We start from the raw sequence: 13,521 nt of genomic DNA, 5'->3' as shown, positions 1-13,521 counted from the left end.
GCACCCCTTTACTCTTCGATTCCCAGTGCTTCGCGAACCATTTGATGGAACTGCAGGACGCCATTTTCGGTTGGCGACAAGTACCCGTAAGCAAAGGCTTTCGATTTAAACCCGATTTGCGCCAGCTCCACCAGTTCAATATCCTCTTCGCGCACCTGCTCCATAAACTGAAGCAGATCCTGATCCTCTTTCGTCAGGTTTTCATCGCGGAAGAAAACATCATAGATGCCCAGCGTGGTTTCGTGATCGATCGGAACCATCCTGATGACCGTCATATTTCCGGAACCGGGATAGACCGTCACCGCCATGTTTGGCCACAGCCAGTAAAAGCGGCCGCCCTGGAATTCCGCTTTATTCAACTCAATGCTGCCCAGTGTTTTTTCCGGTTTGACCATCGTGCCTTGGACGGAGTAATTCTCACAGGCAATCACTTTGTACTGGCTCATGTCGAGCGTGGCGGTGAAGGAGGGATGGGCAATCGGACAATGATCGCATTCCAGGTAATTGTCCATGAAGGCCTTCCAGTTGGTTTTGATCACCCGGCTTTTGCTCCATACCTTTTTCAATTCACCGAGAAAAGTTAAATCCTGAAGCGAATCGAAGAAATCTCCATAACTCTCGGACAGAGGACGAGCGTGATCATCCAGGTTCACAAAGATCATGGAAGCCTGAATTTCCAGGCGGACGGAGCGAAGGCAGGCTTCTCCCTCACAGAAAGGAGCGGCCGTTTTAAAGTTGGGCGCTCGATGCAAGGAACCGTCCAAATTGAAGGTCCAGCCGTGATAGCCGCATTGCAGTATCTTCTTGTTTCCTTCCGCTTGTTTTTCCAGCTTGGTGGCACGGTGGGGGCACACATTGTAGAACGCGCGGATTTGTTCATCCTTGCCATAGACCACCACCAGAGGTTCTCCGGCAACTTCACAGGTGAAGAAATCCCCTGTTTTTTGCAATTGGCTGACGTGACCTACGTATTGCCAGCTTTTTGCAAAAATCTTTTCCTGCTCTATGGCCAGGATGCTCGGATCGGCATACAAACGATAGGGAATCGTCTTTACACGATTTACTTCAAGATTTTTTTCTTGCACAGACATGGTGATTTTCCCCTCTCTTTTCGGTATTGTGGTGGTGTAATGTTGAAACCGGTTACAATTTTCTTATTAAGCAAGAACAATGCCAATCCATAAGAATAACGCTATGACAGGGATCACGCTTCTTTTTGCGCCTTTTTGCCGCTTTTTTTATGGCGATTTCCGAGTTACAATGGACTCATCATAGTCAGAATTGACTCATTATTCAAAAATCGTGCATCTTAGAATGATTGGGGGAAGCGGACATGAGAAACCTGATCGAGATGAATAAAACGGGGATCAGCACAGAGACGCTGATGAAAATTTTGGACCATTCCTCGGATGAAATCTTCGTGCTAGACAAAAACAGGCGGATTATCTATGTAAACAATGTTTCGGAGAGGCATTATGGATTAAAGCCAAGCGATATCATCGGCAAGTACAATGAGGATTTGGTCTCAAAAGGGTACTGGGGCCCGTCCATCATTCCGATCGTCATGAAGGAAAAAGTGCCTGTAACGATCAGACAAACCACCTGCATCGGTGCCGAATTGATTACCACTGCCATCCCCATTTTGAACAATGAGAATGAAATTGAGCTGATTGTGACCACTTCCCACGAGCAGAACTTCATCAACCTGTATATTTCCGCGGAAGAAAAAAATGGTGAAGCAAAAGAGACTCACTCCATCAGCGAAAACATCATCACCAATAACGAGAAAATGGAAAACCTGATCAAGTACTGCAAAAAGGTAGCCCAGGTCGATACGACCATCTTGATTCAGGGAGAATCCGGCACGGGAAAAAGCGTGCTGGCCAGTTACATCCACAAGCTCAGTCACAGGAAAAACGCCCCTTTCCTCGCCATCAATTGCGCAGCGATACCGGAGGAACTGTTGGAATCGGAGCTGTTCGGATACTCGCAGGGTGCCTTTACGGGTGCGAACCGCGGGGGAAAAATAGGCTTGCTGGAAGCGGCCGATCAGGGGACGATCTTTTTGGATGAAATCGGGGAAATTTCGCCGAAAATCCAGGCGAAGCTCCTGCAGGTGATTCAGGAGCGGCAATTCCTGCCTGTGGGGGGCACGGAGGTAAAAACCGTGGATATTCGCATCATTGCCGCGACCAATCAAAATCTCTTGCAAATGGTGGAAAACAAGCAATTTCGGGAAGACCTCTATTATCGGCTTAACGTCATTGAATTGAAATTGCCGCCGCTGCGGGAGAGAAAAGAAGACATTGTTCCGCTCATCTATTATTTTCTCAACAAATGCAATCAAAAATACCAAACCAGCCACATCATCTCTCAGGAAGCATTGGATATTCTCGCGGGCTACAGCTGGCCCGGCAACGTTCGCCAGCTGGAAAATGTGATAGAACGTCTGGTCGTAACCTGCGATGGCGTCATCCAAGCATCAGACTTGCCCGACATCATCCTGCAAAATACCAAGCCCAAGCTGCCCCATTCCTCCCCCGTATCACTCGATCTGGCCGTGCAAGAGTACGAAAAAGAGCTCGTGGTCAACTCGTACAAGAAACACAAAAGCTCGCGAAAAGTAGCGGCCGATCTGAACATCAGCCAAACGAAGGCCTCGCGGCTGATTCGAAAATATTGCCAGGATCTTGATCAGGATTTGTAGCGATTGGCAGTTAACCAAAGTCTGCGGGATCGCGATACCACAATTTCGCAAAATCCACCCAGCCGCGGGGATTGACCTTTACTCCATGCAAGGATGGCGGGGAAAACGCCCTTACGTTTTTATGGGCCAAAACGATAAAGGCGTATTCCCCTCTCAATCTCTGCTCGATATCTTGAAAGCCACTGTCGCGAACCGATTCCCGAGGTTCTGCCAAAAGCTCCTCGATTCTTCGATCCACTTCTTCCGTAAGACCCGCTGACAAATGCTGACGGATAAAACTGCGACGGCCCTGATAGTATTCCAGCAGCTTGATGACCCCCTCGCTTACCACCGCTTCAAACAAGATCAGATCGGCTTCTCTGACGGTCTCCTCCTGCAGCATTTCTTTCCAGGAAACGATATGCACCTCCACATGGATACCGTATGCTTGATACGCCTGTTGCAGCCAATAGGCATCTGTCGCATGACGGGGATAGGTGTATAGCCGAATGGTTTCTCCGCAGTAACCTGATTGGCGGAGCAATTCCTCCGCTGTCTGGGCATCGGCAGACACCGGTTTGTCTGGAACCAATTCCCCATCGGTCTTGTCCGCAGTCCAGTCCGCCCCTCTCTCCATCCATTGCAAGCGCTGAGCCGGAAATAGACTGGGCTCGCCTGTCTCCTCCACCAATCGCTGACGATCGATCAAACGATCCAGCGCTTTTCGAAAAGAAAACGACTGCAGTGGGCCTGTTTTACGCAAATTGACGGTATACAGGCTGGTCCCGAAGCAATGGGCTTCCGCCTCTCTGTCATCCGCTCCAGTCGACAACCGGGCCTCGCCTGTTTGCACTGTCAGTACACTTCCTCTTCGCCCCAAAGCCGCCATGGTTTCATTCATCTCTGGCACGTTCATTATTTCGATGCGATCCAGAAAAGCCCGTCCGTGCACATAGTGGTCGAACGCTTCCAGCACACAGATACCCGGCTCATTTCTCACTGCCTGGTATGGACCGCTGCCAACCGGCAGTGGCGGCCCTCCAGCTCTTTCCTGTTCGTAGAGGTCTTGCGGAACAATGGCGGCAGGCGGATAACTGAGATAAATCAATAACAGGTGATTCGGCTTACGCAGTGAAATTTTCACCGCATATCTGGACAAAACGGCAATTTCTTCGATGTGGGCCGCAAGCCAATGCTGCGCAAGCCGGTCTTGCCGCAAGCGATTCAGGCTGTAGGCCACATCATCGGCCACCAGTTCCCTGCCATGGTGAAAACGAACCCCCTTGCGCAAATAAAAAATCCACCTGGTCGCATCCAGATTGGACTCCCAGCAGTGGGCGATCCCGGGAACGATGCTCTTTTTCTCATCATCCCAGACAACCAGCGTATCAAAGATCTGCGAAACCATGTGCAGGTCAAAAGCGTATATCGCCTCTGCGGGATCAAGCGTATTGATTGGACGGAAGATCGGCAGCCTCAGTGTATCGACGTGCTGCTCCCGCTCGGTGACCGCCTCGTAGCCGAAATAGCCGGAGAACCAGTGAAACAGATTTTCCCTTGCACGGGTCCCTGCTCCATACTCCTGGACCAGCCGAATTGCCTCTTCCGCTCGGCCGGATCGGACCAATCTCTCCGCCTGCTGCCCGAGGAATGACTCCTTGCCGACCAACAGCGAAAGCCCGGACGTGTGTCCTCTGCCGCGGCCCGGCCTGAATCGGATCCAACCCTTCTGGTCCATTTTGGTGAGAATCAGTTTGACGTTTCGCGGCGTGCAATATAATGTTTCGGAGAGTTCCGCCATCGTTACCGGCAGGAGCTCTCTTTCCGTTGCCTCCGGATACGCCTGCAACAGGGAAAGATAGTCATATGCCAAACGGTCCACGCTGATCCCTCCATCGGATATAGGCGATAAAAGTGGAAATTCTTTTGCTTCGGACTTCGATTTTTCCTCGTGCACAGGAAAAGTAGAATACAGTCAACACCATCCAAAAAGCCGATGCAACAAAGGAGGAATTTCCCGTGCAAGCGACGACCATGACGGCAGCGAAGCCCGTTTCGCTGCGGAAAAGCAAGCCGTTTTTGATTTTACTGGCGAGCGCACTGTTTCTGAATATCGGGAACAAAGTGTACGAAATTGTCCTGCCCTTGATAATGTATGAGATCACCCACCACTCCTCTGTGGCCATGACCACGATGCGGACGGCGGAACTGCTGCCGAATCTGCTGTTTGCTGTGTTCATCGGCGTGTTCGTGATTGGCTTCGCCTTTTCGATCTACGTCACGTCGGTCTATACCTTCCGCCACGAACAGACACCCGCACATCTGATGGGCAGAATCAGCGGCATTACGGGCTGTTTGTTCCGTCTGGGCATGCCGCTGACGATGTATGTGTCAGGGTGGATGATGCTATGGTGGGGCACTTCCTCGATCTTTATCAGCGCCGTGGTATGGAATGTGATCCTTCTGCTTCTCTTCGTGAAAACAAGCGCATGGAAATTGCCATAATTGGCAATCGATTATGGCGAAGGCGGATAAAAGCGGCGCAGATCAATGATCTGGTCCGATTTGTTCATGACCAATTCGGAGGCTTTGCCCAGCAGCTGATACCTGTCGATGCCGAGGCGGGTCAAGATCGTCGTCGGTATGCTGAGCAGCCCGCCATCGAGAAAGGCGACCAAGGCTCCGGCACCGATCGCGATGCCGGACTTCATGCTGCGCTCCAGGGCGTCCACAAGCGCCAGTTCAAAGGTCTTTCTGCCCATCAGCACGTGCCTGCCTTCGCTCACGGTAATCACGAGAAATGGCAGGCCGGGCAGCAACGCGTCGGCCAATTGCTCCAGGGGGGTCTCGATGTGCGTGACGGCAGCCGTCAGGTCCTGGGTAATCTGAGCATTGTTCATGCCTGAAGAGAGGATCTGATCGACAATGGGATCCGTGCTGTCCAGCACCTCATCCGTGGACATGACCTGGATATCCGGGTATTTCTCGATGGCTTCTTTTATGTAGCTGAGCGAATCCGTCGCCTTCAGCTGAATCTCCTGGGCGACGGAACCGTCCGCATTGAAAATCTGCAAATCCCAGCCCGCCTGCGTCGGGTCGGCCGCCAATTGGGCCGCTTGGCCATCTTCCAGCTGAATCTCTCCGACGGTCTCCCCGCTGTTTAGTCGATCCCGGACCAGCACTTCAAAATACTTTCCCTTCCAGGCGGTGAGCAATCCTTCCAGTTGCTCACCGTCATACCCCGCCACCTCGTCCAGATCGCGATGAGGAAAAGCGAGGGAAAACGCCTCTTCCATCTGGGGAGTCAGCTCCTGGACACCTGATTCGTATACATGGGGAGCCAGCGCCAAGCTGGCCAGCACCGCGTCCAGAAGCGGTTTTTCCCTTTCCTTCAAAAAGCGGACATACAGTTCTTTTACACGTTCCACGACCTGGCCGTTCGCCGCGGCATTTGTGATGGGGACCAATTTGTCATCCATTATGCAATCCCCCCCTGGAGATAAAAAAGCCCGACCATCAGCAGCAAAAGAAACGCAAAACCGGCGATCGCAAGCCAGTCCCTTTTTTTCCGTGCGGCTGACCAACTCCGCTCCTGCTCTTCCACCCGTTCGGCAAGCGTCTGGAGCGTCTGCTGCATGACCGCCGTCCTCTCGTCCAGAGCGGCGTGCTCTTCTTGCAAAGCCGCCGTCCGGCGGTCTGCCTGGGCGATCATCTCCAGCGCCTTTTTTTCTTTCTCGTCCATCAGCGCGGACAGCTCCCGGAGGCGGCTCTCCCACTGCTGCTGCACCGCATCCATCTTCTGCTGCCACTGCAGGCGGCTCGCCTGGACCTCTGCTTTGACTTGATCCACTTCTCCCTGCAACGCTTTTTCCCGTTGCTCCAGATCCTGCTGCAGCCGTTCAAAATCTTTTTGCAGGACTGCCTTGGCCTGCTCCAAATGCCGGACGATGAGCGTCATGTCCCGGTAGGTCTGGCGGATGTCCTGATACAGAGCTTTCGTCTTTTCGTAATGATGCTTTGTGTTTGCCTGGATCGATTCGGCATCGGTCAAGCCTTGCTTCCACTTTTTATAGCCGGACAGGTCGCGCTCCATCGCTTCCACCTTTTGATGCATGCCGAGCAGAACCTGTCCGTATATTTCGCTGTATTCCTCCACCTTCGCAGAGACGTCCTTCCCCGTCAGTTGATTCCAGAATCCCAACGCGCGCCACTCGCTTTCCCCTGTTCATCTATTCGTCTGGCAAAGTAGAATTTCCGTTCAAAATCTGCTTCAACGCCTTGATAAGTTGCCCCGTATGTCCGTGCATCAGCGGGATCGCCCCGATACCCGTCTGACCCGTCTGATCGGAGGGGTCGGCGAAAAACTCCAGCGGTTCGTCTTCATCAGACGGGAACAGGACCCAGGCGCTTTTCGTGCCGATGATGGCATCCTTGTAGGTGTGCATTTTATCGAGGTCTTCTTTTTTCACGTAGCGGCTTGCGCCTTCCTCCGGCGCACTTTGCCCGTACTTGAATTTAGCATCGAAGTGATGCCACCTCCCCCGCCTGCGGAGGCTGATATCCGGCCGATACTTCTGGGAGTACGATCCGATCCTGCTGTTTTTTTGCTTCAGAAACGTCTTGTTGAAATACAGCTCCAGACTCTCTTTGCCGAGCGGAAACGTCACTCTCAAGCCATCTTTGAGGATGTGCATGCCGTCCTCGTTTCGTTCCCGCCGAAAGCGGATAGGCTGGCTTCCGGTCAATTCCATGACGGACTCCATCACGGCAAAAAAGCACCAGTATTCAAAGAGAGTGGCGATATTCCGCCCTTCCAGCAGCTCGATTATGTCCTCATCCGGCAGCGGAAAACGGGCGCCAAGCAGGCTGTGCTGGTAAAAGGAGTACCACTGGCGATAGCCGTGCTTGTTCTGCAACACCGTAGAGGCAGCCGGCAGCTGCGCAAGCTCGCCGATCTCCCTCAGCCAAGCGGTATCCAGCAGTTCCTCCAATATTTGCTGCATCTCGCTATTGTCCCTCTGAATGTGAAGATGGCCGAAAAACGTCTTCTTGGCGAGCCGCTGATTCATCTGAATCGTGATCTCCAGCAATTCCTGCAGGATATGCTTGATCATCCGGTTCTCCGGCGTATCGAGACTGATCCTCCGCTCTTCCTGCCGGATCACTTCGGGGAAGTAGCGCTGCCCTCCGGTGGTGAGATGTGCCGCCAGAGAGGTGGCTTCCAGTCTGTGTCCCCGGGGCAGCCTCCTCCAGGTCTCCGGGTGCGCGGATAGATACTCCACCGCGGACAGATCGATCCGCTTGGCGAGCCAGACCGGTTTGATGACGCGCTCGCTCTCCAGACGCTGATGCGGCTCGCGGCTGATCAGCTCCCACCAGTCTGAGAGAGGCGCCCCCTCCCATTCATGCAGCAAGGCTTGCCGCAGGCTGTTCCAGCGGTGATAAAATACAGCCTCCTTCTCCGCGGCGCCGCGCACTTTTACTTGGACCGGCGCCGTTGCCTGAAAGGGGAGTGTCGCCATGACGCGGCTGATGCTCTTCAGCATCGCTTCGAACTGTTCGGAGCTGATCTTCCGGCTGTAGACGCGGTATCTCTTGCCGCAAAACGAAGTTTCCCCGACGTAATTGCCGAAATTGATCACGTAATACTGCGTGTGCAAACGCTGGAGAATCGCGCCGTAGTTTTTTTGCAAAGCGAGATGCTCGGCTTCCGTCGGGGGGGCGGATGAAATGAACCACGTAATCGGTATTTTCCTCCAACAGGCCGTCCACCGCCGCATCGGCGCCTTTTTTGTACAGAATGTGCTCCATCCTCTCCTGCCTCCTCGCCTTATCCGCTAGGAAATGAAGCTGCAATAGCCGGTTTTGAGGAGCCGCCTGTACATGCTGTAGATCTTCTTTCCGCTCAGCGGATAGCGGTACTGCTCATCAAAGGCCAAGATGTCCTGATCGAGCTGCGTCAATTGCTCCAGCTCGACGTGTTCGCCAATGGCATAGCGGAGCAGCTTGAGCATGAGGCCTTCCAACTGCTTGCGGTTGCCGTGCAGCTTGGGCAGAATCTTCTGGACGATCTGGCTGTCCAATGCCTCATCCAGCGTGCAATACTCGCGATAGTGGGTGATATGCAGGTAATTCATCACTTCATCCACGACCCGATACCCGAAGGAGTACCCCTCTTCCTCCAGGAGCTGATGCAGGCCCAGCAGTCGGAAATACGCTTCCTCGAGCGCCTCCTTAAACTCCGGTTGCCTGTATTCCTTGGTGTACAGCGCCTGGTGAAACTCCCCCTCCAGCGTAAACCAGTCGATCTTTTCTTCCGGCGTGTAGGCGGACTGAAAGCGAGCCGCAGTCTCCTCCTCCGCCCAATAGCGGTGCAAATCCACGTCATTGCACTCGATGACATTGGCCCGATCAAGCACCTTGGGGCTGAACATATAGGTGGTCTCGTCCATATTGACGGTGCCGATGATGTACAGATTGGCAGGGATTTCGATCCGCGGCGGGATCGCATAGACCTGATGATCGGCGTCCACGTAGAGCAACTCTTCCGGCTGATTATGCAGATGGATGGACTCCTGAACGAGCTCCCCGTCCGCTCCGACTCGCCGGCTTTCGATGCAGCTGAGAAAATCGGAGAAATAGTACTCCACCTTGGCCAGATTCATCTCGTCCAGGATGACGAAGAACGGGAGCTCCGGATTTTGCCCGGCGCGCAGCATCAGCTTTAGGAGCGGGGTCGCCTCGTAGGCTTCCGTCAGCGGATTGTAGGTGCCCAAAAGTCCCCGATGATCCAGCCAGTCCGGCCGCACACTGAGAAAGGCCCGATTCTCCTCGGGAGCGGCATCTGCTGCTTTGCGGCGCGGCTTCTTCTCCGGCCCCTGCTTGAGATAGTCCGCGAACAGCTGGGCGATCTTGGTCTTGCCGGTGCCCGACATGCCGGACAGGATGACGAATGGCTTGGCCTGCAGCGAGGTGAGGAAGCGGGTGATCATCTCCCGGGAAAAATGAAATTGTCTGCTTTGCAAAAATCGTTGGAAATCATCGATGACGCTATGGACCGGAGTGCTTTGCAGCTCGCCAAACAGGCTGCGCCATTTTTGCTCGCCGTTTGGCACCTGCCTGACCACTTCCTTCTGAATCGTGCCCAGCCGCTGCTGGTAGACTGTCGTCAGGGTGGGGGTGGAAAAGACATTTTCGTCAAACTGGACATCATGCGTGATGATCCACTCGACTTTTCGCCGATTGGGGTATCCCCCTCGCTCCGGCTTGTATTCGTACTCGCCGGTGATCCGGCCGATCCCCACCAGTTGCTTCCAGCCGCGGTTGGCGATGACGATATCTCCCACGCGCAGCTCGCGGGAAAAGGCCCAGAGCGTGTTCACGGTGCGGGTCGGCTCCTGCTCGGGCTCAAACACTTTTTTATAAGCGGCCATCAGCTCTTCCTTCGTCGGATAGCTGCGCAAGTCGCCGAGCTCATCCCAGCCGACGAAGACTTCGCTGTGCTGCAGCGCATCCGGCCAGTTGCCGGCGTTTTCACCCGGGGCGATCTTCCATACCCGGCGGGTGCCAGATGGGGTAGAGGCGGACGGAGTGAGACTGAGGAGCGGCAAGGAGAGCATGATCTCCTTTTTCAGCACGCCTTTGAGGAGCGCGATAAATATCGCACTGCTGAGCACATCCTGCTTCTCCTCCACGATCGATGCCGTCGCCAGATCATAGGTGAGGAACCGGAATTGGTCGCTCGGCAAGAGCTCGCCTTTCCACGGCTTCCAGACGGCTTCATAATCCTGCAGCCACTGTTTCATCTGCTGCAGGAAATGCTTGTCCCCTTTTTTTGAATCCAGGTCGCTGTATAGCTGCACCTGCGTGCTGGCCTCCGTGTAATCGTACAAGGCTACCTGCATGGCGCGATAGAGCAGCTCCGACTTGCCGGAGTAGATGCGAAACGCATATCCCCCCGCCTGATCCTCCAGCGAGGGAATGAATTTATTTTGCATGCAATGAACGGTTAGCCGCATCGTCTGGGTGGTCGTGTCATGATGGAAAATCTCCACGTGAAGCGGGATCGAGCCGAGGTAATCCTTTTCGGAATCGATTTGCGCCTCGCCTGGTGTCACACGGCAGCGCCATTCGTCTGAAAAGGAGATGTCGATCGGCTGATATGCATGGTGCAGCAATTCTCGAAAGATTTTTTGGGTGAGTTCGTACTTTTTCATCGGCGGAGTGCCCCTCTTTTCGATAGCCGTCATTCGGATCGCATCCGGACCAGTGACAGCCACTTCTCCTCGCAAATTCTAGTAGTTTTTGCCTAGTACGTCTAGTATACCATCGCCTCCCGGCGGCGAAAGTCCCTTTCTGCCCGCATCATCCATCGCAGCGCGCCCTCCCGGAAAGACGCGATTCTTTGCATTCCGCCTCTTTTGACGTATGATGAAGAGGATTGCATCTCTTTTTACCATGTTCCAAGGAAGGAATCAAAATGGCTCCTCTCGTCACAAAATCGGCCCAGAGGTATTTATTTGCCATCATCGTGGCTTGTCTCTGTTTGTTCCCGGCCACTCCTCCCGGCCATGAGATCCCTCATCCGGATCACGCAGGCAGTTATTTGTCTGCTTATTCGGGAGCTTTTCACTTTGTCAGCCATCGCCCGCCGATTTCCATCAAATTTTTGGATCTTAGGCTGCAGATCGTCTATATGCCGGACCTCGATCGCGAACTCCCTGATACGCTGGGAGTCAGGTCCGCCGCTTTTCTGCTCGTCGTTCAGCTACTGCTGACCCTGCTTTTGCTCATGCCCTTGAAGTACGGGTCGATCTTCGTAAACACCCTTCTCGACGGAAAGACAACCATTCCGGAGAGGAGATATGCGGAACATGAAAAAAGACGAGCAAGTATCCAAACTGATCGACCGCACGGTAAAGGATTTGAAGATTTTTTTCCTGTTCATCGTGCTCGTGGTCGTTGGGCTTTTGGCAGCCAAATATTACTTTGATCTGTAGAACCATGAAAAGATCCTCCCCTGGTTAGTGGGGAGGATCTTTTTCAATCATCTCGTTCACATGGGCAATTGCTTGCTCCAAGCGCTGCTGATAGTTTCCTGAAATCGTGTGAAAGGTGACGCCGAACTCTTGCAATAGCTCCTTCAGCAGGGCGTTATTTTTCTCCCGCACCTGCTGGTCGCCAAAGGAGCGCGTGCCGTCATTCACCCATTTGACATCCGGCTCCAAAAATAGCCACAGGTCGTACTGCTGCAAGCGTGCCACCTCATCCAGCACGGGCTGCCGCTTATCCAGGTAGAGAATGGAAAAGTACTGGGTGACGATGGCCTCTGTGTCGATGAAGAGCACCTTGTTGGCTTTTGCCAGCTGCACTTTCTCGTGGTATTTATGCTCAAAGGCGATCTCCGGGTAATCCTCGGCCAGCGTGATATCCTCACAGTTTCCCAGCCGCTCGTAGTAGGTGCGTCCCCACTCTTCGACATAGGTGGTGTTGTACAGATTGGCGAGATTGCGCACCAGCGTAGATTTTCCGCAGCTTTCCGTGCCGACGACCACTACCTTTTTGGCAAAATAGGGCTTCACGATTTCCGGCAGCATATGCCAGTGTTTCATCACGCCTTCTGTGCGCAGCATCGTGCCTGAGATCGGATACGTCTCCCTGTTTGCATCGATGACGATGTGCTTTGCCTCCGGGTACAGATTGCGAAAAATCTCGGTGTATGCGTGCTCGGAGCTGAAGACCGTGTCTATCGGTTTGCCAATCGCGGCTTTGATCCCTTCGGCCCCCCGCTCCCAATCGCTGATGTGGCCGGTCTGCTGTTCGTAGACGGCATGGACGTGCACATGCGGCATATCCTTGGTCAGCTGCGACCACCAGCGCAGCCGGACGCGAGGCGGGATGTGCGCAATTTTGCTGCCGGCGCATATTTTTTTCTCATGCTCCTCGTCATAGGAAACGATCACATGTAATTCTTCTACCATCGTGGATGCCCGGATCATGGCATACACATGCCCCATATGCGGACACGGAAGGAACTTCCCTCCGAACATCCCGACTTTGCCTGCTGTCATAAGTTATACGCCTCCTGTGCCTTGCTGAGTTTGGTCCAGTTGTAGTAGCCGTAGATGGAGTTCACAAGGAAGGCGGACCACATGACGATCATGTTGAAGTCATTTCCTCCCTGTGTGAGCAGAGTGACGACCCAGAGAGAGATAGAGAGCACATTGACCGCGATCCACAGCGCCCACTGCTCCGCGTAGCGCTTCAGCATGAGAATCTGCGCGATGATGGAAAGCACGACCGCTGCCGAATCCAGGCGCACAGCCTGCCCGCCGATGTAGTGCAGAAGCTCGGCGTAGAGGACGATGCCGACCGCCGCGATGATGATGAGGTACACCCAGCCCCGCTTGGTCAGCCGTTTCACCGACACATCTTCCCCTTTGACACTTTGCTGGGTGCGGTTTTTCGACCACATGTACAGCCCGATGAACTGGACGGGCAAGTAAAACAGGCCGTTCAGCATCGCTTCTCCGTAGAGCGAATAGCTGTAGGAGATATACGCGTACGTAGCTGTCTGGACGATGCCGAAGTAGTAGTTGGCGATTTTTCCTTTGGCCACGAGTACGACACAGAGCATTCCTGACAGAGACGAGATCAGTCCCAGCAGAGAATCTTGGAAAGCATAGAACAGGTAAATGTTAATGATCGTAAACAGGAGCAGCCAAACTTTTTCAAAACGGGTCCAGTCGCGAAACATTTCGAACACCTCTCCCTCGGTCTGTCTTTTTTTTTGGCGGCGGCATGATCCGTCCGCATGGATGAACGGCGGCCTCCGC

Annotated in this window: 11 protein-coding genes; 3 read left to right on the top strand and 8 right to left on the bottom strand. The window is 53.7% G+C overall.

Features of this window, described 5'->3' with window-relative positions:
* Nucleotides 1-8 precede the first annotated feature (8 nt).
* Nucleotides 9-1,091, bottom strand: coding sequence for an aromatic ring-hydroxylating oxygenase subunit alpha (locus JD108_RS07945; protein ID WP_198829309.1), 1,083 nt, complete (start codon nucleotides 1,089-1,091; stop codon nucleotides 9-11).
* A 242-nt stretch (nucleotides 1,092-1,333) separates the two neighbouring features.
* Here JD108_RS07945 and JD108_RS07940 point away from each other — a divergent pair, with 242 nt between their 5' ends.
* On the top strand, nucleotides 1,334-2,707 hold the full coding sequence (locus JD108_RS07940; protein ID WP_198829308.1) for a sigma-54 interaction domain-containing protein: 1,374 nt from the start codon (nucleotides 1,334-1,336) through the stop codon (nucleotides 2,705-2,707).
* Between the two features lie 10 nt (nucleotides 2,708-2,717).
* On the opposite strand, the gene JD108_RS07935 is transcribed toward JD108_RS07940, so the two are convergent.
* Nucleotides 2,718-4,568 carry an ABC transporter substrate-binding protein gene (locus tag JD108_RS07935; RefSeq protein WP_198829307.1) on the bottom strand — a complete coding sequence of 617 codons (1,851 nt, stop codon included), beginning with the start codon at nucleotides 4,566-4,568 and terminating at the stop codon, nucleotides 2,718-2,720.
* 137 nt (nucleotides 4,569-4,705) lie between these two features.
* Here JD108_RS07935 and JD108_RS07930 point away from each other — a divergent pair, with 137 nt between their 5' ends.
* Nucleotides 4,706-5,191 (top strand): MFS transporter, encoded by a 486-nt coding sequence (locus JD108_RS07930; RefSeq protein WP_198829306.1) that lies wholly within the window; start codon nucleotides 4,706-4,708, stop codon nucleotides 5,189-5,191.
* Between the two features lie 11 nt (nucleotides 5,192-5,202).
* On the opposite strand, the gene JD108_RS07925 is transcribed toward JD108_RS07930, so the two are convergent.
* The 4 genes from JD108_RS07925 to JD108_RS07910 are packed head-to-tail and all read right to left on the bottom strand — an operon-like array spanning nucleotide 5,203 to nucleotide 10,902.
* Complete coding sequence (locus tag JD108_RS07925) at nucleotides 5,203-6,165, bottom strand: hypothetical protein (RefSeq protein WP_198829305.1); 963 nt, start codon at nucleotides 6,163-6,165, stop codon at nucleotides 5,203-5,205.
* A complete protein-coding gene (locus tag JD108_RS07920) occupies nucleotides 6,165-6,887 on the bottom strand; it encodes an AAA family ATPase (RefSeq protein WP_198829304.1) in 723 nt (240 codons plus the stop codon). The genes JD108_RS07925 and JD108_RS07920 overlap by 1 nt, the downstream gene beginning before the upstream one ends.
* A 28-nt stretch (nucleotides 6,888-6,915) precedes the next feature.
* Complete coding sequence (locus JD108_RS07915) at nucleotides 6,916-8,466, bottom strand: DUF2357 domain-containing protein (RefSeq protein ID WP_198829303.1); 1,551 nt, start codon at nucleotides 8,464-8,466, stop codon at nucleotides 6,916-6,918.
* 57 nt (nucleotides 8,467-8,523) lie between these two features.
* Nucleotides 8,524-10,902 (bottom strand): McrB family protein, encoded by a 2,379-nt coding sequence (locus JD108_RS07910; RefSeq protein ID WP_198829302.1) that lies wholly within the window; start codon nucleotides 10,900-10,902, stop codon nucleotides 8,524-8,526.
* Between the two features lie 657 nt (nucleotides 10,903-11,559).
* Here JD108_RS07910 and JD108_RS22565 point away from each other — a divergent pair.
* Nucleotides 11,560-11,685: a hypothetical protein gene (locus JD108_RS22565; RefSeq protein ID WP_267459322.1), complete on the top strand. Its 126-nt coding sequence runs from the start codon at nucleotides 11,560-11,562 to the stop codon at nucleotides 11,683-11,685.
* Nucleotides 11,686-11,709: 24 nt separating this feature from the next.
* Here the strand turns inward: JD108_RS22565 and nadR are convergent, their stop codons facing one another.
* Both nadR and pnuC read right to left on the bottom strand, forming a co-directional pair.
* Entirely contained in the window at nucleotides 11,710-12,756 is a 1,047-nt protein-coding gene (gene nadR, locus JD108_RS07905; protein ID WP_198829301.1) for a multifunctional transcriptional regulator/nicotinamide-nucleotide adenylyltransferase/ribosylnicotinamide kinase NadR, read from the bottom strand.
* Nucleotides 12,753-13,442: a nicotinamide riboside transporter PnuC gene (gene pnuC / locus JD108_RS07900; RefSeq protein WP_198829300.1), complete on the bottom strand. Its 690-nt coding sequence runs from the start codon at nucleotides 13,440-13,442 to the stop codon at nucleotides 12,753-12,755. Before pnuC ends, nadR begins: the two co-directional genes overlap by 4 nt.
* Nucleotides 13,443-13,521 lie beyond the last annotated feature (79 nt).

The organism is Brevibacillus composti (assembly GCF_016406105.1).
Lineage (GTDB): Bacteria > Bacillota > Bacilli > Brevibacillales > Brevibacillaceae > Brevibacillus > Brevibacillus composti.
The sequence above is the reverse complement of the archived record's forward strand: the minus strand, read 5'-3'. Positions and strand labels throughout refer to the sequence as shown.

Excerpts from the sequence above, each read along its gene's own strand:
- nadR (WP_198829301.1), bottom strand. The coding sequence starts at position 12,756 with ATGACAGCAGGCAAAGTCGGGATGTTCGGAGGGAAGTTCCTTCCGTGT.
- JD108_RS22565 (WP_267459322.1), top strand. The coding sequence starts at position 11,560 with ATGAAAAAAGACGAGCAAGTATCCAAACTGATCGACCGCACGGTAAAG.
- JD108_RS07915 (WP_198829303.1), bottom strand. The coding sequence starts at position 8,466 with ATGCGGCGGTGGACGGCCTGTTGGAGGAAAATACCGATTACGTGGTTC.
- pnuC (WP_198829300.1), bottom strand. The coding sequence starts at position 13,442 with ATGTTTCGCGACTGGACCCGTTTTGAAAAAGTTTGGCTGCTCCTGTTT.
- JD108_RS07945 (WP_198829309.1), bottom strand. The coding sequence starts at position 1,091 with ATGTCTGTGCAAGAAAAAAATCTTGAAGTAAATCGTGTAAAGACGATT.
- JD108_RS07910 (WP_198829302.1), bottom strand. The coding sequence starts at position 10,902 with ATGAAAAAGTACGAACTCACCCAAAAAATCTTTCGAGAATTGCTGCAC.
- JD108_RS07925 (WP_198829305.1), bottom strand. The coding sequence starts at position 6,165 with ATGGATGACAAATTGGTCCCCATCACAAATGCCGCGGCGAACGGCCAG.
- JD108_RS07940 (WP_198829308.1), top strand. The coding sequence starts at position 1,334 with ATGAGAAACCTGATCGAGATGAATAAAACGGGGATCAGCACAGAGACG.